Source organism: Paraburkholderia sp. CNPSo 3281 (assembly GCF_024206515.1).
Taxonomy (GTDB): domain Bacteria; phylum Pseudomonadota; class Gammaproteobacteria; order Burkholderiales; family Burkholderiaceae; genus Paraburkholderia; species Paraburkholderia nodosa.
In genome coordinates this window covers 24,741-43,043 of sequence record NZ_JAMBPS010000048.1, presented here as the reverse complement: position 1 = coordinate 43,043, position 18,303 = coordinate 24,741, and the positions used below count along the sequence as shown (strand labels likewise).

19 protein-coding genes are annotated in these 18,303 nt (G+C 64.1%); 7 read left to right on the top strand and 12 right to left on the bottom strand.

Going from position 1 to position 18,303, the window contains the following annotated elements; all coding sequences use genetic code 11:
- Window positions 1-19 precede the first annotated feature (19 nt).
- Window positions 20-586, top strand: coding sequence for a hypothetical protein (locus tag M3I56_RS31640; protein WP_254357282.1), 567 nt, complete (start codon window positions 20-22; stop codon window positions 584-586).
- Window positions 587-617: 31 nt separating this feature from the next.
- On the opposite strand, the gene M3I56_RS31635 is transcribed toward M3I56_RS31640, so the two are convergent.
- Window positions 618-1,439, bottom strand: coding sequence for a flagellar brake protein (locus M3I56_RS31635; RefSeq protein ID WP_254357281.1), 822 nt, complete (start codon window positions 1,437-1,439; stop codon window positions 618-620).
- A gap of 297 nt (window positions 1,440-1,736) precedes the next feature.
- On the opposite strand from M3I56_RS31635, the gene M3I56_RS31630 reads away from it, so the two are divergent.
- The 4 genes from M3I56_RS31630 (at window position 1,737) to M3I56_RS31615 (ending at window position 6,265) form a co-directional block, all read left to right on the top strand.
- A complete protein-coding gene (locus M3I56_RS31630; RefSeq protein WP_254357295.1) occupies window positions 1,737-2,306 on the top strand; it encodes an RNA polymerase sigma factor in 570 nt (189 codons plus the stop codon).
- A 16-nt stretch (window positions 2,307-2,322) separates the two neighbouring features.
- Window positions 2,323-2,625, top strand: a complete 303-nt coding sequence (locus M3I56_RS31625) for a hypothetical protein (protein WP_254357280.1) — start codon at window positions 2,323-2,325, stop codon at window positions 2,623-2,625.
- A gap of 70 nt (window positions 2,626-2,695) precedes the next feature.
- A complete protein-coding gene (locus M3I56_RS31620) occupies window positions 2,696-4,477 on the top strand; it encodes an ABC transporter transmembrane domain-containing protein (protein WP_254357279.1) in 1,782 nt (593 codons plus the stop codon).
- A 417-nt stretch (window positions 4,478-4,894) separates the two neighbouring features.
- On the top strand, window positions 4,895-6,265 hold the full coding sequence (locus M3I56_RS31615; protein WP_254357278.1) for an MFS transporter: 1,371 nt from the start codon (window positions 4,895-4,897) through the stop codon (window positions 6,263-6,265).
- A gap of 95 nt (window positions 6,266-6,360) precedes the next feature.
- On the opposite strand, the gene M3I56_RS31610 is transcribed toward M3I56_RS31615, so the two are convergent.
- From M3I56_RS31610 to sufB, 10 genes are all read right to left on the bottom strand, one after another.
- Window positions 6,361-8,031 carry an alkaline phosphatase family protein gene (locus M3I56_RS31610; RefSeq protein WP_254357277.1) on the bottom strand — a complete coding sequence of 557 codons (1,671 nt, stop codon included), beginning with the start codon at window positions 8,029-8,031 and terminating at the stop codon, window positions 6,361-6,363.
- A 344-nt stretch (window positions 8,032-8,375) separates the two neighbouring features.
- On the bottom strand, window positions 8,376-9,122 hold the full coding sequence (locus tag M3I56_RS31605; protein ID WP_254357276.1) for an SDR family NAD(P)-dependent oxidoreductase: 747 nt from the start codon (window positions 9,120-9,122) through the stop codon (window positions 8,376-8,378).
- A 69-nt stretch (window positions 9,123-9,191) separates the two neighbouring features.
- A complete protein-coding gene (locus M3I56_RS31600) occupies window positions 9,192-9,407 on the bottom strand; it encodes a hypothetical protein (protein ID WP_254357275.1) in 216 nt (71 codons plus the stop codon).
- Between the two features lie 134 nt (window positions 9,408-9,541).
- Window positions 9,542-9,874, bottom strand: a complete 333-nt coding sequence (locus M3I56_RS31595) for a non-heme iron oxygenase ferredoxin subunit (RefSeq protein ID WP_028204281.1) — start codon at window positions 9,872-9,874, stop codon at window positions 9,542-9,544.
- Between the two features lies 1 nt (window position 9,875).
- Window positions 9,876-10,202: an SUF system Fe-S cluster assembly protein gene (locus M3I56_RS31590; protein WP_254357274.1), complete on the bottom strand. Its 327-nt coding sequence runs from the start codon at window positions 10,200-10,202 to the stop codon at window positions 9,876-9,878.
- A gap of 28 nt (window positions 10,203-10,230) precedes the next feature.
- Window positions 10,231-10,683 carry a Fe-S cluster assembly sulfur transfer protein SufU gene (gene sufU / locus M3I56_RS31585; protein WP_254357273.1) on the bottom strand — a complete coding sequence of 151 codons (453 nt, stop codon included), beginning with the start codon at window positions 10,681-10,683 and terminating at the stop codon, window positions 10,231-10,233.
- Window positions 10,680-11,933 (bottom strand): cysteine desulfurase, encoded by a 1,254-nt coding sequence (locus tag M3I56_RS31580; protein ID WP_302057074.1) that lies wholly within the window; start codon window positions 11,931-11,933, stop codon window positions 10,680-10,682. Before M3I56_RS31580 ends, sufU begins: the two co-directional genes overlap by 4 nt.
- Window positions 11,930-13,255, bottom strand: coding sequence for a Fe-S cluster assembly protein SufD (sufD, locus tag M3I56_RS31575; protein ID WP_254357272.1), 1,326 nt, complete (start codon window positions 13,253-13,255; stop codon window positions 11,930-11,932). Before sufD ends, M3I56_RS31580 begins: the two co-directional genes overlap by 4 nt.
- Complete coding sequence (gene sufC, locus M3I56_RS31570; RefSeq protein WP_254357271.1) at window positions 13,252-14,064, bottom strand: Fe-S cluster assembly ATPase SufC; 813 nt, start codon at window positions 14,062-14,064, stop codon at window positions 13,252-13,254. The genes sufD and sufC overlap by 4 nt, the downstream gene beginning before the upstream one ends.
- Window positions 14,065-14,077: 13 nt before the next feature.
- Complete coding sequence (gene sufB / locus M3I56_RS31565; RefSeq protein ID WP_254357270.1) at window positions 14,078-15,526, bottom strand: Fe-S cluster assembly protein SufB; 1,449 nt, start codon at window positions 15,524-15,526, stop codon at window positions 14,078-14,080.
- Between the two features lie 211 nt (window positions 15,527-15,737).
- Between sufB and M3I56_RS31560 the strand changes: the two genes are divergently transcribed.
- On the top strand, window positions 15,738-15,992 hold the full coding sequence (locus M3I56_RS31560; protein WP_254357269.1) for a hypothetical protein: 255 nt from the start codon (window positions 15,738-15,740) through the stop codon (window positions 15,990-15,992).
- Between the two features lie 69 nt (window positions 15,993-16,061).
- The gene (locus tag M3I56_RS31555; protein ID WP_028204289.1) at window positions 16,062-16,322 is read left to right on the top strand and encodes a DUF1488 domain-containing protein; all 261 of its coding nucleotides are present in this window, start codon (window positions 16,062-16,064) and stop codon (window positions 16,320-16,322) included.
- Window positions 16,323-16,490: 168 nt separating this feature from the next.
- Here M3I56_RS31555 and M3I56_RS31550 read toward each other — a convergent pair whose 3' ends face one another.
- Window positions 16,491-18,185 carry an ATP-binding protein gene (locus M3I56_RS31550; protein WP_254357268.1) on the bottom strand — a complete coding sequence of 565 codons (1,695 nt, stop codon included), beginning with the start codon at window positions 18,183-18,185 and terminating at the stop codon, window positions 16,491-16,493.
- Window positions 18,186-18,303: the final 118 nt, after the last annotated feature.

The following is an 18,303-nucleotide window of genomic DNA, read 5'->3' as shown; positions in this document are numbered from 1 at the left end:
CCAAACGAGGAGACCTGAAATGGCAGAGAACGTGAGCGCGAGCAACGTCATATCCGATGTCACGCAAACCCTGCAGACCTTCGATCTGCTCGAACTGCAGCAATACACCCGCGAGAAAAGCTACTCGAGCACGGCCAGCAAGGACTTCCATCTCTTCTACGTAGGGCGCGACGACGTTCACAACATTCTGAAGTACGTCCTTTCCCGCGCCAGCGTTTCCCTTTACATGAACATGTTCGGATTCGACGACGAAGAACTCAACGAAATCCTCATGCAACAGGCGCTCGACCCGACCATCACCATGATGATCACGCTCGGGTCGGCGTCTGGCGAGGGCACGTTCGTGATCAAGGGCGCGCCGGGAGGCCCGGGCTACCTGGCGCAAAACAACACGCAGACCATCTTTACGGACCCCGACACGATCAACCGGTTTCAGACCGAATTGATCGCCGAGCACATGACAGCGAAAGCGCAGGGCTACACAGTCGCCGCCGCGTCCACCACCAAAACCGCCGCGAAAACCACGGCTACCGCGGCGGTCGCCAAAAAGTCCGTCGCAGCGGCAAAGCGCAGCAAGCGGAATTAACCGCAATCAGGCGCCATCGTGCGGCCCGTGTTCAGGTCGGCATGCCGGCCCAATAAGACACGGCGTCCTGCCTGTCGAACACGAACGTCTTGAGGGCGACCTGGCTCTCGGGAGAAAGCGCGTCGAATTCGAGTCCGTGCAGGGTGAGTCCTGCCTGTGGGGTATCGGCGCGCAGATTGCGAATCACGGCGACGGCCTGGAACGTCGCCCCCACGTTACCCGCTTCGACGGGAAACACCACGCAAATGCGCTCGCCAACCTCGCCGATCTTGCGCCCGGCGGCGAGCGACATGCCCAGCACGCTGATATCGCAGCCAATGCCGAGCCGGTCCAGTTCCGAGCCCGTCAGGTCCACGCCATAGCGCACTGCGAGTTGCGTGCGCACGCGCACGGCCCGGCGTTCGCGCAGCCGGCGAATCGTGCCCGGTTCGGAGAGCACGAGATAGCGGAACGGATGCGTGCAGACCGCCTCGACGGTGCAGACGAGCCAGAACACGGCTTGTGTTGCGATCGCAACGATTTCGACCTGTTCGCCCTGGAACGGCTCCCACGCGGGTTTGGCCGCGGCAGGTGGCGTGACAAACATCGCGCCGCCCGGCCGGAAACCGATCAGCCGGCACGGCAGCATCTCGCGCCCCGTGCCCGCCTGGCTGCGTATGCCTAGCAGCGCGCCAATGGCGAGATTCATGTCGTCCAGCGTCAACGGCCCTTTGCCACGATCGGCTCGATCGGCAACGCCGTCTTGCGCATTCGCGAGATTCGCCACCTCCGCTGTGTTGCGATAAGGCTGGAAGTGCGCGAAGAGGAAGTCGCGCTGCTCCCCGTTCAGCATGCCGCCTTGCGGCAGTAGCATCGTTCCGTCATGGTGAAACACCGCCAATGGCAGCGGTGTTTCCAGGGGCAGCTGCCCAGGGTCCGCGAGGAGTTCCAGAGTTTTTGACGCAGTACCGCTGCCAGGCTCGTGAAGGTGCATGACCGATAGCGTGTGAATTTATTGGTTTTGTTCGACGCCTTCATTGTGACCGAAATATAGTGACGGATGTCAATAAAAATGCCGCTATCTCCGGCCTTGTTTAGCGAAATATTCATGCCACATAAAACCGGAGATTACGCGTCACAATATTTCTCTTTCCGGATCGTCTACACGGGTATGGAACCGCCGCCCACCCCGAGCCCGCTGAGTACGCAGGACCGCGAAATCGCCGACACCGTCGCCCGCGAGCGCCCGAGGCTGCGCAATTTCATCCGCCGCCGCGTGATCGACCAGGACGAAGCCGAGGACATTCTTCAGGACGTGTTCGAGGAACTGGTCGAGGCGTGGCGGCTGCCGGACCCCATCGAGCAGGTTGGCGCGTGGCTCTTTCGCGTGGCGCGAAATCGCATCGTCGACCGGTTTCGCAAACGTAGGGAAGTGTCGCTCATCGAGCCGCAAGAGGACGAAGGCGAGTACCGCCTCGACCTCGCGCTGCCCTCGCCCGACGCCGGTCCCGAGGCCGCTTACGAGCGCGCAGCGATGCTCGACGCACTGCGCGCCGCGCTCGACGAGTTGCCCGTCAGCCAGCGCGAGGTGTTCATCGCGCACGAACTGGACGGGCGCAGTTTCAAGGAACTGGCCGCCGCGAGCGGGGTAGGCGTGAACACGCTGCTGGCGCGCAAACGTTATGCGGTGCTGCATCTGCGCGAACGTTTGCGCGCGTCATGGGACGACCTCGACATTTGAACCGAAGGAGACTGGAATGAAGTTTCGTCGCAAAATGTTTGCCAAGGCGCTGCTGATGATTGCGGTCATCGCCGTGCTGGGCGGGATCGTCATGGGCCTGTGGAACTGGATCGCACCAGCGCTCGTGGCCAATGCGCATGCCATCGACTATCCACGCGCGATCGGCCTGCTGGTGCTGTGCCGGATCCTGTTCGGCGGATTCCGCGGGCATGGCGGCTGCCGCCGACGCATGCACTGGCACCAGTGGCAACAGTGGCAGCAGATGACGCCCGAAGAGCGCGAGCAGGTGCGCAATGGAGCCACGCCGCCCGCGCAGTAAGCCAGGGCCAGCCTCGTCCTGCCACGGGGGCTGGCACAATCCCTTCATTGTCGATCCGCCAGGAAGCTCCATGCCAGATGTCGCCGCCCGCCGCCCTTCACGCGTCGCGCCCCTCTTCGCCCTTTTGCCCTTCCTGCGCCCCTATGCGGGGCGCTGGGCGCTTGCCTTCCTCGCGCTCCTGACCTCGGCGGGCGCGACGCTCGCGCTGCCGGTGGCGTTCAAGTACCTGATCGACCGTGGCTTCGCCAGCGGAGATCGCACGCATATCGACCGCTATTTCATCGCGCTCTTCGTGGTTTCGCTGATCCTCGCCGCGGCGACAGCGCTGCGCTTCTACTGGGTCTCGTGGCTCGGCGAGCGGGTGACGGCCGACTTGCGGCGCGCCGTGTACGACCACGTGATACGCATGAGCCCGCAGTTCTTCGAGACGACGCAAACGGGCGAAGTGCTCTCGCGTCTGACCACCGACACGACACTGATCCAGACCGTGGTGGGCACCAGCCTCTCACTGGGCCTGCGCAACCTGCTCCTCACGGTCGGCGGCGTGGCGATGCTCGTCGCGACGAGCCCGGTGCTGTCGGGCTACATCATCGCCACACTGGTCGTTGTGGTCGCACCTATCGTCATCTTCGGGCGGCGCGTGCGGCGGCTTTCGCGCGCGAGCCAGGACAAGGTGGCGAGCGCAAGCGCTTTGGCGGGCGAAGTGCTCAACGCCATGCCCACGGTGCAGTCGTATGCCCAGGAATCGTTCGAGGCAAAGCGCTTTGGCGGCGCCGTGGAAGCGGCCTTCGAAACGGCGCTCACACGCATTCGGGCGCGCGCCGGGTTGACGGCCGTGGTGATCGTGTTCGTGTTCGCCGCCATCGTGTTCGTGCTCTGGCTCGGCGCGCAGGCAGTATTGGCGGGGCAGATGAGCGCCGGCCAGCTCTCCCAGTTCATTCTCTACGCGGTGTTCACGGCCGGCGCCGTGGGCGCCGTTGCCGAAGTGTGGGGCGATCTGCAACGGGCCGCGGGCGCCACCGAACGGCTGCTGCAACTGCTCGCCGCGCGCTCGCCCGTGGCGCAGGCGGCGGCGACCGTACCGCTGCCGGCTCACGGCGCGGGCATCCGGTTCGACAACGTTGGCTTCTCCTACCCTTCGCGCCCCGGCATTGCCGCGCTCGACGCCTTCTCGCTCGACGTGCGCCCGGGCGAGCATGTCGCGCTGGTCGGTCCGTCGGGCGCAGGCAAAACCACGCTCTTTCAATTGCTGCTGCGCTTTTACGACCCGCAATCGGGGAGCCTCAGCATCAACGGCGTCCCGACGCAACAGGTATCGCTCGCGGCGTTGCGCCAGGCGATCGGCGTCGTGCTGCAGGAGTCAGTGATCTTTTCGGGCAGCGTGCTCGACAACATTCGCTACGGCTCGCCCGACGCCACGCTCGAAGCCGTCCAGCGCGCCGCCGCCATGGCGGCGGCGGCCGGCTTTATCGACGAACTGCCGCAGGGCTACGACACGTTCCTCGGCGAGCGCGGCGTGCGCCTTTCAGGCGGGCAGCGGCAGCGTATTGCCATCGCGCGCGCGATCCTCAAAAATCCGCCCATTCTGCTGCTCGACGAGGCCACCAGCGCGCTCGACGCCGCAAGCGAACGGCTCGTGCAAACGGCGTTGGACAACGCCGCGCAAAACCGCACGACGCTCGTCATCGCGCATCGTCTCGCCACCGTGAAGCAAGCCGACCGCATTGTCGTCATGGACCAGGGCCGCATCGTGGCGCAAGGCCGGCATGCGGACCTGCTGCAGAGTTCGCCGCTTTATGCGCAGCTCGCGGCGCTGCAGTTCGGCGCGCAACACGCGAATACCGTCATGTAACAATCAGCCGCGCCGCTTCAGCGCGATTGCGTACATGCATCGTCGAACGTTCGCAAATCGAAGCCCCGCCCTGAGGAGGCGAAATTCTGCAGGTGCCGCGCAATATACTCCGAAGGGCTGAGGGCCTGCGAGGTTAGCTGTGGAGTCATCGCGTCCCCGTCGTGCGTGATGCACTGCCGCATGGCGAATTGATTGAAAATACCGCACACTGCATCACAACGTGATATACCATCGACTTGTATAACAACCGTCTCACCCATGCCGATCAGGATGGAGCGATAGCGAGGGACGTGTCAGTTCCACCCGATCCAGCGAAGCCAACATCCCGGCCGTTTGGGGCACGTTTTTTGCGCACCACCGGGAGCCCTGGCCATGCGTTTCGCATTGGCCATATCGCCCTTGCCTTGGGGGTGCGAAATGAATGCCGATCAACCGGGAGCCACGCTCCTTTCGGACGAAGACGCCCGTCGCCAGTTGCGCCGCGCGGTGATTGCCAGCACCATCGGCACGACGATCGAATGGTACGACTTTTTCCTCTACAGTATCGTCACCGGGCTTGTCTTCGCGAAGCTGTACTTTCCTGAATCCGACCCGCTCGTTGGCACCCTGCAGGCCTTTCTCATCTATGCCGTGGGCTTCATCGCCCGGCCAGTCGGCGCGGCCATATTCGGCCACTACGGCGATCGCGTCGGCCGCAAAGCCACGCTGATCGTCACGCTGCTGCTCATGGGGCTCGCCACCTTCGCCGTGGCCTTTGTTCCGACCTATGCCTCGATCGGCATCTGGGGCGCCGTTCTGCTCACGGTGCTGCGCTTCATTCAGGGCGTGGGCGTGGGCGGCGAATGGGGCGGCTCGGTCCTGATGTCGATGGAATGGGCGCGTACCAATTCGCACCGCGGCTTTGTCGCTTCCTGGCCGCAATTCGGCGTGCCGGCGGGACTCTTTATCGCCAATCTCGTGGTGCTCGCCGTCAGCACGTTCTCCGGAGACGCCTTCATGACGTGGGGATGGCGGGTGCCGTTCCTGCTGAGCATCGTGCTCGTCGCGATCGGCCTCTATATCCGGCTGAGCATTCTTGAAACGCCGATCTTCGCGAAGCTCCTCGCCGAGAACAAAATCGAGAAAACGCCGATGCTCGAAGTCATTCGCCGCCAGCCCAAGGACATTCTCCTCTCGGCGTTGGCGCGCATGGCCGAACAGGCACCGTTCTACATCTACACGGCCTTCGTCTTCACGTATGGCGTGAAGACGCTGCACGTTTCGCGTGACCTCATGCTCACCGCGGTTCTAGCGGCCGCTGTGCTGCAGTTCGTAACCATTCCGTTCTTTGGGCACGTGTCCGACCTGATCGGACGCAAGCGCATGTACATGATCGGCGCGGTGGCCGCGGGCATCTTCGGCTTTATTTACTTCGGCATGCTGGACACCAAAAATACGGCTTTGATTTTCGCGGCCGTGGTGCTGTCGCTGGTGCCGCACGCCATGCTCTATGGTCCGCAGGCGGCGTTCATCGCCGAATCGTTCACGGGGCGGCTGCGGTACAGCGGCGCCTCACTCGGTTATCAGCTGGCTTCCGTGATTGCGGGCGGCCCAGCGCCGCTGATCGCAACGGCGCTCTTCGCGTTCTACCGCACGGGCTATGCCATTGCGATCTATATCGCCGTGTGCGCGGTGATCAGTCTGCTCGCCGCCTGGCGCATGGGCGATTACACGAACAAGGATATTTCGCACGAATACGACGACGCGCGCGGAACAGGCGATCACGGGCACGCTTCCCACCCCGCGTGATCGGCTGCTGAAAGACATAGCGCGCCCCTGGTTGGCGAATCTGGCAGGGGCGCGCTTCTTTTTGCCGATCAAAAACGATCAGCGATCCTCAACGCTCAGACTTTCGGTGCCTTGTCGAGCGCCACGCCCGTCGTCGGGTCGAGGTACAGCTTGCGATCTTCGTGACCGCGGCCGCGGCGGTCGAAATCGAACAGGCCCATGATGCTGCCTGCCGTCGCATCGAACGAACCGCCGCCGATGCGCTGACCGTCAAGCCAGTTGTCTTCGATGAAACGCACCACGGAAGACTGGTCGATCAGCGTATGGTCGACGTAGTTCTCGCGCGCCCACGGCGAGATCACGATGAACGGAATGCGCGTGCCCGGACCACAGCGGCCGTTCACGGGCTTGCCGTTCAAACCGGCCGGCGCCGAACCCGTGCCGCAGATGCCGGCCGCGGTCAACTGGTCGGCAACGCTGTCGTACGAAGCGCTGGTGGGCTGCGCGTAGGCATGGTCGTACCAGCCGTCCGAGTCATCCCATGCCACGATCACGGCCGTATCTTCCCAGTCGTTCTGCTGCTGGAGGAAGTTCACGACCTTCGTGACGAACGCCTGCTCGTCGAGCGGATCCGAATAACCCCCGTGGCCATCCTGGTAGGCCGGGGCCTTCAGGAAGCTCACCGACGGGAAATTGCCCGCCTTCACGGCAGCGAAGAAGTCGTCGGTATCGTACTGGTGATTCGCCGGGTCGGGGTTGCCGTTCTTGCCCACGGTGTGGCCGATCGCGGCGAGCGAGCCCGGACGCAGATGCTGCGGGTTCGAGGTCGTTGCGTAGTACTGGAACCAGTTGTGGTGCGGAATATAGTCGGCCGTCGCCGCACCGACCACCGGCGAGAGCGTGCTGCGCTTGCAGCCGGTCGTGCCGTTGCTGTTCGTCGTCGCGAGGTTGAAGCCGCCCATGAAGCCGCCCCACGAGACATGACGCGCGTTCAGCAGGTCGCCGATATTCTTGCCGGTCATCTGCGCCGTGTCGGTCGCGCTCGAGCAGAGATCGTAGGCCGGATCGACATCGTTGATCATCGTAAAGCCGTTCTGCCCGTCGTTCACATAGTACGAACCGGCGGTCGAAGGCTTCTTCGTTGTGAGAACAACCTTCATGCCGTTGGTCTGCCCCGAGACCACTTCGAGCGCGCCGGGCGTCGACGGACCGTAGGTCGACGTATAGGCGTTGTCGCTCATCGCGAAGTGCTGGGCGTAGTTCCACAACGCCGTGACGGTGTTGCCGTCGTAATAGCCCATCACCTGGCCCTTCGTGCCGAACGCGCCAGCGCCGCCGCTCGTGCCGTTACCCGTGTACAACGGGAAGAGGTCGGCGCGGCCGTCGTCGTACGCCTGTTGCTCGGCCGTATAAGCGTGGTTCTGGTCGGCCGTGGCCGCCTGCGTGCGATCCAGACGGAACGGATTGGCCGCGCCCGTGCCATTGGCCGCATTCGTGAAGTTCGGGTTCTTCGTCAGCAGCGTGCCAGAAAGACCGTTCACTTCGGGCGTGCCGGGTTGCGCCCTGAATGCAGGCTCGCCGGACGGGTTGGTCGCATGCGGATAGGTTGCGAAGTAATGGTCGAACGAAACGTTCTCGCCATAAATCACGACCAGGTGCTTGATCGGAGTGGCGGTGTGATTGTGTTCCGGATGATTCTTGTCGTGATCGTCACCAGCACTCCACGCAACTGTCGATGCGAGTGCTGCGGCTGTGAGCGAACCAACTGCGACATGACGCCATTGCATTTTCGGCTCCTGGTTGGTTTCGTATTGTCGGGATCACCGTGAAGCCGGGTGAAGGCGTTATGCAGCTCGCATCGTGGCGCTCATGCCAGCTGAATGCGGAGGCTACACGGCATGAGGATTAAAGCATCGGGGTATGAATGCTCGGCGTCAGACTCCTTACGAAATATTTTCGATTGGAAAGTTTGGCGCTGAATCGTCATTCAATTGGCACTGAAGGCACTGAATCGATGGAGCCGGCCCTGGACTCAGGTATGAAGATTGCGCAGCGCTCACGCGCCGGTTAGCAAACAAGGTGAACTAGATTAACCGGGCCGCGACGCGGCGGCCCGAAAATGAACACGCGCCTATATGAAACTGACGCCGCCGTTGACGGCAATGGTTTGCCCCGTGACGAAGCCGTTGCCGACCACCATCAACACGACCTGTGCGACCTCGTCCGCTTCACCGAGGCGGCCAACGGGCAGCCGCTCGGCGACGTTCGCGGCTTTCAGCGGCGCGGCCATTTCCGTGTCGATGGGCCCTGGCGCCACGGCGTTAACGGTCACGCCCTCTCGCGCCACGCGCGCGGCGTAGCCTCGCGTCAAGCCTTCGAGGCCCGCCTTCGAAGCGTTGTAGTGAACGCCGACGGCACCTGCGCCGCGCGCGGCGACCGACGAGAGATTGACAATGCGGCCCCAGCGACGCGCGCGCATGCCGGGCAGCACCGCCTGTGTGCAGAGAAACGCCGACTTGAGATTGACGGCGAGCGTGTGGTCGAATTCGGCCTCCGTAAGCGACTCGATGTCGCTGAACGTGCCCGTGCCGGCGTTGTTCACGAGCACATCGACCGCGCCGAGGCGACGCTCGATCTCGCCGATCATGCGGGTGACCTCGCTGGCCGACGACACGTCGGCGCGCACCGCGAGCGCGCGGCCCCCGGCGCTTTCGATCTGCGCCACGACCTGGTCCGCTTCGTCAGCGCGCTGCCGGTAATTCACACCAACCGCCGCGCCAGCCGAAGCCAACGCCACGGCAATGGCGCGTCCGATGCCGCGCGAGCCGCCGGTCACGAGCGCAACGCGATGATTCAGGTCGGGTAAAAGAGCGGACATGGTGGACTCCTTCTGCGATGGGTTTCCATTTCACCGCCGCCCTTGCGCAAGCCGCTCGCCCTGACGCGCTCACGGCGCGGTGCCAATGCCGCCGCCCGGGCCCGCCAGTTCGCCGTCTACGCCTAACTCAGCCGCATGGCCGTGTACGTTCGCACGGCCGCCACGGCGCGAAAACGGCGGGGTGCGCAGCTTCGCGCGGCGACGCGGGCCGGAAACCGGGTCCAGATAGAACATCACGAGCGTGCCTGCCGCGGCCGCCGCCGCGAGATGGAACAGTGCCTTCATGGATGCCTCTCGATAGTTGCAACGCATGCAAAGCGCAGAGACTGGCGCGAGCGGTACAAGCCACCGCTCCTCCAATCCGCGCACCCACTATGCCGCTGACAACTGCGCGTGAGGCGCCGGCATGGCTTCCGCGCTCAGGAAAAGCCCTCGTCCCAGCGCGTATCGCGCACCTGCACCATGCCCGCTTCCACGCGCACCGCGAACACCGCAACGTCCTCATACGCGGGCGGTGCGAGGACCTTCCCCGTCTTGATGCAAAAGCGGGCGCCATGGCGCGGGCAAATCACCTCGTCGCCCTCCACGTCGCCGCCCGTGAGCACGCCGCCATCGTGCGGACAGGTGTCCTCGATGGCATAACAGGTCCCGTCGAGATTGAATACGGCGACCGGCGTACCCTCCACATCGACGCTGAGCACGGCACCCGGTTGAAACCCGGCGTATGGCGCCACGTCCACCCAGTCGGCCATGTCAGAGCATCCCCAGTTGCAGCAGCGCCGCTTCGGACATACGCGCTCTCGTCCACGGCGGGTCCCAGACCAGCTCCACGTTCGTCGCGCTCACGCCTTCAACCTCGTTCACGTATTCTTCAACCGTGCCAGGGAAGGTTTGCGCGACCGGGCAGCCCGGCGCGGTCAGCGTCATGCGGATCGTCACGCGACCCGTTTCCGCGTCCACGTCCAGCTGATACACGAGCCCCAAGTCGTAGATGTTCACGGGTATCTCCGGATCGAACACCGAACGCAGCGCGTCGATCACGCGTTCGCGCAGCTCGCTGCTCGCCGTTTGCGTATTCATCGTCATATGCCTCCAGGCACGCGCAGATTCATTCCGTCGAAACGGTCCCGCGCTCGTCGCGCAACGCGGCGTGCAGCGTGTGCCACGCAAGCGTCGCGCATTTGATGCGCGCCGGAAATTCGCGCACGCCCGCGAGCACCGCGAGCTTGCCGAGCCCTTCGGCCGAGACCGGGCGGTCCGTTGGCCCCGTCGCCATGGCGTGAAAGCGTTCGAACAGCGCCTCGACTTCCGCTTGCGTGCAGCCCTTGAGCGCTTCGGTCATCAACGAAGCCGAAGCGGTGGCGATCGCGCACCCCGCGCCCTCGAACCCGGCGTCCTTGACCACGCCGTCCTCGATACGCAGATACAACGTGACGCGGTCGCCGCACAACGGGTTGTAGCCTTCGGCGCTATGCGTCGCACCGGGCACGGTGTGACAGTTCCGCGGCCGACGGTAGTGGTCGAAGATCGTTTCCTGATACAGGTCGCGCAAGTCGCTCATAGCGGGAACACCTCCTCTACGCGCGCGAGGCCGTCCAGCAGCGCGTCGACTTCGGCGCGCGTGTTGTACAGCGCAAACGAGGCGCGCACCGTGGCTGGCACGCCATAGCGCTCCATCACCGGCATCGCGCAATGATGGCCCGTGCGCACCGCCACGCCGCACTGGTCGAGTATCGTGCCGATATCGTGAGCGTGCGCGTTCTCCATGACGAACGAGAGGATGCCCAGTTTTTCCTTCGCCGTTCCAATCCTTCTCACGTGCGGCATCGCGCGCAATGCTGTGTCGGCATACGCGAGCAGATCGGCCTCGTGCCGCTGCGCCACTTCCAGGCCGATCGCGCTGACGTAGTCCAGCGCGGCGCCGAGCCCGATCGCGCCGGCAATATTCGGCGTGCCCGCTTCGAACCGCCACGGAATGACGTTGTACTCGGTCTTCTCGAACGTCACGGAGCGAATCATGTCGCCGCCGCCTTGCCATGGCGGCATGGCTTCCAGTAGCGCAGCCTTCGCGTACAGCGCGCCAATGCCGGTGGGGCCGTAGATTTTGTGACCCGAGAACGCATAGAAGTCGCAATCGAGCGCGGCCACGTCCACGGGAAGATGCGCGATCGCCTGCGCGCCATCGACCAGCACCGGTACGCCGCGCGCATGCGCAAGCTCGATCATCTGCGCAAGCGGATTGACGGTGCCCAGCGCGTTCGACGCATGCGCCACCGCCACCATGCGCGTGCGTGGGGCGAGCAGGCGCCCGTAGGCGTCGAGGTCGAGCGTGCCGTCGTCGTCGATCGGCGCCACCTTCAGCAACGCGCCCGTCTGCGCGCAGACGAGTTGCCACGGCACGATATTCGAGTGATGCTCCATCGCGGTGATGAGCACTTCGTCGCCGGGCTGAAGGCGCGGCCGCGCGTAGCTTTGCGCCACCAGGTTGATCGCTTCCGTGGTGCCGCGCGTGTACACGATCTCCTTCTCGTGCGCCGCGTGAATGAACCGCGCAATGCGCGCGCGGGCGCCCTCGTAGGCGTCGGTCGCGCGCTGCGACAGCAGATGCACGCCGCGATGCACGTTGGCATTGTCGTGCTCGTAATAGGCCTGCTCGGCGGCGATCACGCTCGCGGGCTTCTGCGTGGTCGCCGCGTTGTCGAGGTACACGAGCGGCTTGCCGTGCACGCTTTCCCGCAGAATCGGAAAGTCGCGGCGCCAGCCCATGACCGCTTCGGTGTCGGGAATCCCCACCGGTTCGAGTAGATTCATGACAGTCCCCGCAGGTATTCGCCACCGGGCAGGCGTGCGAGCAGCTGTTGCGTGAGCCGGCTGCGCAGCGCGGCGCTTTCCACGCGATCCACACTCACGCGTGCGAACGACCACACGAGTAACGCGCGCGCCATGCGCTCGTCTATGCCGCGCGAGCGCAGATAAAAGAGCGGGCTCTCGTCGAGCTGGCCAACGGTCGCGCCATGCGTGCACTTTACGTCGTCGGCGTGAATCTCCAGTTGCGGCTTCGTGTCGATCTCGGCATTGCGCGAGAGCAGCAGATTGTCGTTGCCTTGATGCGCGTTCGTCTGCTGCGCGTCCTGGTGCACGATCACGCGGCCATCGAACACCGCATGCGAAGCGCCGTCGAGCACGCCGCGGTAGTATTCCCGGCTCGTGCCGCGCGGCATCGCATGGTCGATGCGCGTGTGATGATCCACGTGCTGCCGCGCGCTCACGAAATACAGGCCGTTCAGGTCGGCTTGCGCGTCTTCCGCATCGAGGCGCGTGTCGATCTGCGTGCGCGACAATGCACCGCCAAACGCGAACGAGTGCGAGGTGAAGTGGCTCGCGCGCCGCTGCGAAACGCCCACGTGCGCGATATGAAACGCGCTGCGCGCCTCTTGCTGGATGCGGCAATGCTGAACGTCGGCCTCTTCGTCGGCAACGATTTCCGTGGCGGTGTTGACGAAATAGGCTTCGTCGGTAATGCCCGCGAACTGCTCGACGATCGAGCATCGCGCCCCCCGCTCCGCCACCACCGCGTTGAACGGATGCATGGCGAGCGCGGCCTCGCTGCTGAAGAACAGCACGTGCAGCGGCCAGTCCAGCGCGCAGCCAGGTGGCAGGACGACCACGTAGCCGTCGCTGCGAAACGCGCCGTTGAGCGCCGCAAAGCCGTCCTCGGGCGCACGCCGCGCCATGATCGATTCGATCCGCTCAGGAATCCTGCGCATTGCCTGTGCGAGCGTGCCGACGAACGCGCCTTCCGGCAAAGGCGGCAAGAACGAGAGCTTCGGCACGTGACGGCCGTTCACGAACACGATACGCCCCCCGGCATCGGCGGGCACGAGGTCGTCGATCAGGCGGGCATAGTCAGTTTGCTCGCCGTCCGAAGGCATGAAATGCCAATGCGGCTTCGCAATCGGCATCACATTGGTGTACTTCCACGCTTCGAGTTGCGTGCCGGGAAAGCCGAGCGTCTCGAAGCGGTCGAACGCGTGCCGCCTCGCCTTGCGCAACCACGGCAGCTCGACGCCCGCCAGCGTCCCCGCCATCGTGCGAAAGGCTTCGCGGTAATGCTCGCGCGTTGATTCGCTCATCGTTGCTCCCTGGCGGCTGCCGTATGTTGCGTGCCGGCGCCTTGCCCCGCTGCCGGTCCGTCGCTATCCTGCTCGCCGAGCCAGCCATAACCCTTGCGCTCCAGTTCGAGCGCAAGCTCATGCGAACCCGAGCGCACGATGCGCCCTTGTGAAAGCACGTGCACCTGGTCCGGCACGATGTAGTCGAGCAGGCGCTGATAGTGCGTCACGAGCACGATGGCCCGGTCCGCGCTGCGCATCTGGTTCACACCACGGGCGACGAGTTGCAACGCGTCGATATCGAGCCCGGAGTCGGTCTCGTCGAGAATGGCGAGACGCGGCTCCAGCACCGTCATCTGCAGTACCTCGTTGCGCTTTTTCTCGCCGCCCGAAAACCCTTCATTCACGCCCCGGTACAGCAGGTCTTCCTTCATCTCCATGGCCGCCATTTTCTCCTTCACCAGCGCGAGAAAGTCCATGGCGTCGAGCTCCGCCTCGCCACGATGCTTGCGCTGCGCGTTGAGCGCGGCCTTGAGCAGATAGATAATGCTCACGCCCGGTATTTCCACCGGATACTGAAACGCGAGAAAGAGCCCGCGGCGCGCGCGCTCGTCGGGCGCAAGCGCGAGCAGGTCGCAGCCGTCGTACTGCACGCTGCCCCCCGTGACCACGTATTGCTCGCGCCCCGCCAGCACATGGGCGAGTGTGCTTTTGCCGGAGCCGTTCGGCCCCATGATCGCGTGAACCTCGCCCGCATTCACGCGCAAATCCACCCCGCGCAGAATCGGCTTGCTTTCCACTTCGACATTCAGATTGCGGATTTCCAGCATGCTTCACTCCCTCTTAACCTACGCTGCCTTCCAGGCTCACGCCCAGCAGCTTCTGCGCTTCCACGGCGAACTCCATCGGCAATTCCTTGAGCACGTCCTTGCAAAAGCCGTTGACGATCATCGACACCGCGTCCTCCTCACTGAGACCGCGCTGCCGGCAATAGAACAACTGGTCTTCGCCGATACGCGACGTAGACGCTTCGTGTTCGACTTTCGCACTCGGGTTCTTCACCTCGATATAGGGAAACGTGAAGGCGCTGCAGCGATCGCCGAGCAGCAGCGAATCGCACTGGGTGTAGTTGCGCGCGTTCTCGGCCGAGCGCGCCATTTTCACGAGCCCGCGATAAGCATTCTTGCCGCGGCCCGCCGATATCCCCTTCGAGAGAATCGTGCTGCGCGTATTGCGCCCGATATGCACCATCTTCGTACCGGTATCGGCCTGCTGATAGTGGTTGGTGAGCGCCGCCGAATAGAACTCGCCAATCGAGTTGTCGCCCTGCAAGATCACGCTCGGATATTTCCACGTAATGGCGGACCCGGTTTCGACCTGGGTCCACGAAATCCGGGCATTGGCCTCGCGGCAGTCGCCGCGCTTCGTCACGAAGTTGTAGATGCCGCCGCGCCCTTGTGCGTCGCCCGGATACCAGTTCTGCACCGTCGAATAGCGGATTTGCGCGCCTTCCAGCGCAACGAGTTCCACCACAGCGGCGTGCAACTGGTTTTCGTCGCGCATCGGCGCGGTGCAGCCTTCCAGGTAGCTCACGTAAGCGCCTTTGTCGGCCACGATGAGCGTGCGCTCGAATTGTCCCGTGTTGCGCGCGTTGATGCGGAAGTACGTGGATAACTCCATCGGGCAGCGCACGCCCGGCGGGATATAGCAAAACGAGCCGTCGCTGAACACGGCCGAGTTGAGCGTGGCAAAGAAGTTGTCGGTGTAAGGCACGACCGAGCCGAGATACTGGCGCACGAGGTCCGGATGGTCGCGCACCGCCTCCGAAAATGAGCAGAAGACGATGCCAAGCTCGCCCAGTTGCCGGCGAAACGTCGTGGCGACGGACACGCTGTCGAATACCGCGTCCACGGCCACGCCTGCGAGCATCTCGCGCTCCTGCAGCGGCACCCCGAGTTTTTCGTAAGTGCGCAGGAGTTCCGGATCGACTTCGTCGAGGCTCTTCGGGCCGTTCACCTGCGTATGCGGCGCCGAGTAGTAGGCGATGTCCTGGAAGTCGATGGGCGGGTGTTCGATGCTCGCCCAATGCGGCTCCGTCATCGTGAGCCAATGCCGGTAGGCGGCGAGCCGCCATTCGAGCATGAAGTCAGGCTCCTGCTTGCGCTCCGAGATAAGACGGATCACGTCCTCGGATAAACCGCGCGGCAACGTATCCGACTGTACGTCCGAAACGAACCCGTGCGGATATTCCCGCCGCAGCAATTCCTCGAAAGTTTTCGCTTGTGTATCCATGACGTTATTACGGTCTCCTTTACACTCATGACCTCATTCTAGAACTCATGGCAAAACCCTGGCATGGCCGGGGTTTAACCGGAGCGCATGGAACGCGAAGCAGGCACGCCCAATGCGAAAGACCCTGTTCACTGGCCGCAAACGCACAGTTGCGGGCATGCGATTCGCGACATCTTGCAGGGACATGACGACGAAAACTCACGGAGAAGCCATGAAGCCACCCCATGTTCTTGTCTGGGGCGCGATCGCCTGTGCGGTGCTCGCCGCCTCCCCGCGGTCAGCCGGCGCGCAGGCCCAAACGCCTGCTCATCCCCCTGCGCCGCCGATGGTGAGGCAGCCGGCAGCCGTGCCAGGCACGGCAAGCCAATCCAACCCCGACAACATGCCTGTGAAAAAGCCCAAGGGGCCCGCCACCCACGACAAGATGATGCGCAGCGACCCCGCCAGTGACGCTCAGGCCAAATAGCGCAAAAAGAGTTCACCCTTGGCCGCACCAGGCGCTACCCTTTAACGAAGGAACTCACGGAGGACCAGGATGAGAATCGAATTCACGAGTCGCCGTCACGCCGTCGCTGCCGCACGCGTAGCGTTCGAAGCCAACGTGGACAACCGCCCGGTATGGTGCAGCGTATCGCTCGACGCGCTGAACGACCGCTTCGGCAACACCGGCACATCGGCGCATGCGCTATTGAGCGCGTTCGAGGCGAACCGCCCAAGTATCGAACTGGCCGCGCGGCACGCGCTGGAGAAAAACGGGGGCCAGTCTGTGGAGCTCGAAACGCGCGATCTGGAGTAATCGCGCCGACGCAAGCGCAATCGAATTCGCAACAGGGTTCGAATCGTCAGCCGAAATCGGTCTGCTCCCGGCAGGCCTCGATACTTCCCCATAGAACGGAACAACGCTCGCCAGAGTGCCAGTTCCGCCAGTCGAAGTGTCCACAATGACTGGCTCTTCGCAGCTGCGCTAGCCAGCCGAGCGCCACGCGCCTTGCGCGCACGTCGCGAGCATCGCGCGCAAGCGTCCGATATCGGCGGGCTTCGCGAGATGCGCATGGAACCCGGCCGCCAGCGCCGCCGCGCGGTCGCTGTCCGAAACATGCCCGCTCAGCGCGACCAGCATCACGTTGGCGTGATCCGGTATGGCGCGCATGCGCTCCGCCAGTTCGTAGCCGTTCATGCCCGGCATGCCGATATCGACGAGCGCGAGATGCGGCTTCCATTGCCTCAGCACACTGAGTGCGCTCGTGCCGTCGGCCGCCGTTCTGACTTCATGCCCCTCCAGCTCGAGCAACGCGCCGAGTGCGAAACGCGCGTCGGCATTGTCGTCGACGATGAGCACGCGCGCGGGCCCGTTGCCCGCCAGCACGGCGGCGAGCGGCTTGACGGCTTCGGCGCCGCCCGTTCGCACGGGAATCGAGAGGCGCGCCAGCGTGCCGCGTCCGATGCCGTCGCTCGTCACGAGAATCTCGCCGCCGTGCAGCTGCGCGAGCCGCTGCGCGATGGGAAGCCCGATGCCGAGCCCCCCTTCCAGCCGCGCACTCTTGCCCGCGAATTGCGCAAACGGCTCGAAAATGCGCGAGAGCACGGCCGGGTCGATCCCGATGCCGTTGTCGCGAATCGAGATCTCGACGCAGCGCGCGTCGCCTGCGCCCTTTTGTTCGACGATGAGCGCGATCTCGCCGCCGTCGGGCGTATAGCGCACGGCATTGGAAAGCAGGTTCACGATCACCTGCGTGAGACGCGCCGGATCGGCGAACAGCCGCAGATCGCCGGCGAGCGGACGCACGCTCAGCGTATGTCTGCGGGCCTCGGCGCGCTCGCGGATGGAGGCGAGCGCGTCGGCAAGGATGTCGTTCAACGACGCATCGGTGGGATTGACGCAGAGCTTGTCATGATCGAGGCGCGACGCATCCTGCAGTTCGTCCATCAGACGTTTGAGCTGCGCGATCTGGCGCTGCGCAACCGCAAAGTATTCGCGCTGCGGCGCGCGGTCTTCGCAGATCATCTGGAGCGCCTGGAACGCGTTTTCGAGCGGCGCGAGCGGGTTGCGGAACTCATGCGCGAGCACGGCGATCACTTCCGAATAGCGCTGCGTCTGCATGCGACTATGGTCGCGCGCTTCGACCAGATCGAGCGCCGAGCCGGCCACGGCGGCAAACTCGCTGAGCACCCGCTGGTCTTCACGGGAGAAGCGCGAACGTTCTTCGAGCGAGGCAGCCCAGATCGCACCCAGTTGCCGTCCTTTCGAAACGATGGGCAGGATGAGCGCCTCCTGCACGACGGCGCACGCGGGGGCGAGAACCGGGAAATCGTCGCTCAACGCGGTGAAAAGCAGTGGCTTGCCGGCTTCGAGCACGACGGCGCACGGACAGTCGTTCCAGTGGATTCGGGTTCCGGACAGGTTCGCGAACTTGCCGGCCACGCTGTGCCACCGAAAGTAGCGCTCTTCGCCTTCGCGCTCCAGCAGACTAATGCCGGCCGATTGCGCACCGCACAGACGCATCGCAAAGTCCGCAATCCTCTGCAACAACATCTCACGCGAATCGAGTTGCGCGGTGACCAGCGCGAGAAGCGCCTGATTCTCGCGAGCATGGTCCGGCGCGCGAGACGGCCGCGCATCGACATCCGCGATGGCGGGCGACCTGCTTTTCGGTGCCATTGCGGTCTCCTCCGGTGGCCCGATGAAGCTATGAGTTATGGCGTATGTAAATATTCGCGAAATGTCGCAGCGGTGAAAAGCGGCAACTATGACAGGTGAGTGACAAAAACCGCCCGGA

What these genes read in the sequence shown, in the direction of transcription:
- M3I56_RS31640 (WP_254357282.1), top strand. Translation starts at nt 20, where the DNA reads ATGGCAGAGAACGTGAGCGCGAGCAACGTCATATCCGATGTCACGCAA.
- M3I56_RS31635 (WP_254357281.1), bottom strand. Translation starts at nt 1,439, where the DNA reads ATGCTACTGCCGCAAGGCGGCATGCTGAACGGGGAGCAGCGCGACTTC.
- M3I56_RS31630 (WP_254357295.1), top strand. Translation starts at nt 1,737, where the DNA reads ATGGAACCGCCGCCCACCCCGAGCCCGCTGAGTACGCAGGACCGCGAA.
- M3I56_RS31625 (WP_254357280.1), top strand. Translation starts at nt 2,323, where the DNA reads ATGAAGTTTCGTCGCAAAATGTTTGCCAAGGCGCTGCTGATGATTGCG.
- M3I56_RS31620 (WP_254357279.1), top strand. Translation starts at nt 2,696, where the DNA reads ATGCCAGATGTCGCCGCCCGCCGCCCTTCACGCGTCGCGCCCCTCTTC.
- M3I56_RS31615 (WP_254357278.1), top strand. Translation starts at nt 4,895, where the DNA reads ATGAATGCCGATCAACCGGGAGCCACGCTCCTTTCGGACGAAGACGCC.
- M3I56_RS31610 (WP_254357277.1), bottom strand. Translation starts at nt 8,031, where the DNA reads ATGCAATGGCGTCATGTCGCAGTTGGTTCGCTCACAGCCGCAGCACTC.
- M3I56_RS31605 (WP_254357276.1), bottom strand. Translation starts at nt 9,122, where the DNA reads ATGTCCGCTCTTTTACCCGACCTGAATCATCGCGTTGCGCTCGTGACC.
- M3I56_RS31600 (WP_254357275.1), bottom strand. Translation starts at nt 9,407, where the DNA reads ATGAAGGCACTGTTCCATCTCGCGGCGGCGGCCGCGGCAGGCACGCTC.
- M3I56_RS31595 (WP_028204281.1), bottom strand. Translation starts at nt 9,874, where the DNA reads ATGGCCGACTGGGTGGACGTGGCGCCATACGCCGGGTTTCAACCGGGT.
- M3I56_RS31590 (WP_254357274.1), bottom strand. Translation starts at nt 10,202, where the DNA reads ATGAATACGCAAACGGCGAGCAGCGAGCTGCGCGAACGCGTGATCGAC.
- sufU (WP_254357273.1), bottom strand. Translation starts at nt 10,683, where the DNA reads ATGAGCGACTTGCGCGACCTGTATCAGGAAACGATCTTCGACCACTAC.
- M3I56_RS31580 (WP_302057074.1), bottom strand. Translation starts at nt 11,933, where the DNA reads ATGAATCTACTCGAACCGGTGGGGATTCCCGACACCGAAGCGGTCATG.
- sufD (WP_254357272.1), bottom strand. Translation starts at nt 13,255, where the DNA reads ATGAGCGAATCAACGCGCGAGCATTACCGCGAAGCCTTTCGCACGATG.
- sufC (WP_254357271.1), bottom strand. Translation starts at nt 14,064, where the DNA reads ATGCTGGAAATCCGCAATCTGAATGTCGAAGTGGAAAGCAAGCCGATT.
- sufB (WP_254357270.1), bottom strand. Translation starts at nt 15,526, where the DNA reads ATGGATACACAAGCGAAAACTTTCGAGGAATTGCTGCGGCGGGAATAT.
- M3I56_RS31560 (WP_254357269.1), top strand. Translation starts at nt 15,738, where the DNA reads ATGAAGCCACCCCATGTTCTTGTCTGGGGCGCGATCGCCTGTGCGGTG.
- M3I56_RS31555 (WP_028204289.1), top strand. Translation starts at nt 16,062, where the DNA reads ATGAGAATCGAATTCACGAGTCGCCGTCACGCCGTCGCTGCCGCACGC.
- M3I56_RS31550 (WP_254357268.1), bottom strand. Translation starts at nt 18,185, where the DNA reads ATGGCACCGAAAAGCAGGTCGCCCGCCATCGCGGATGTCGATGCGCGG.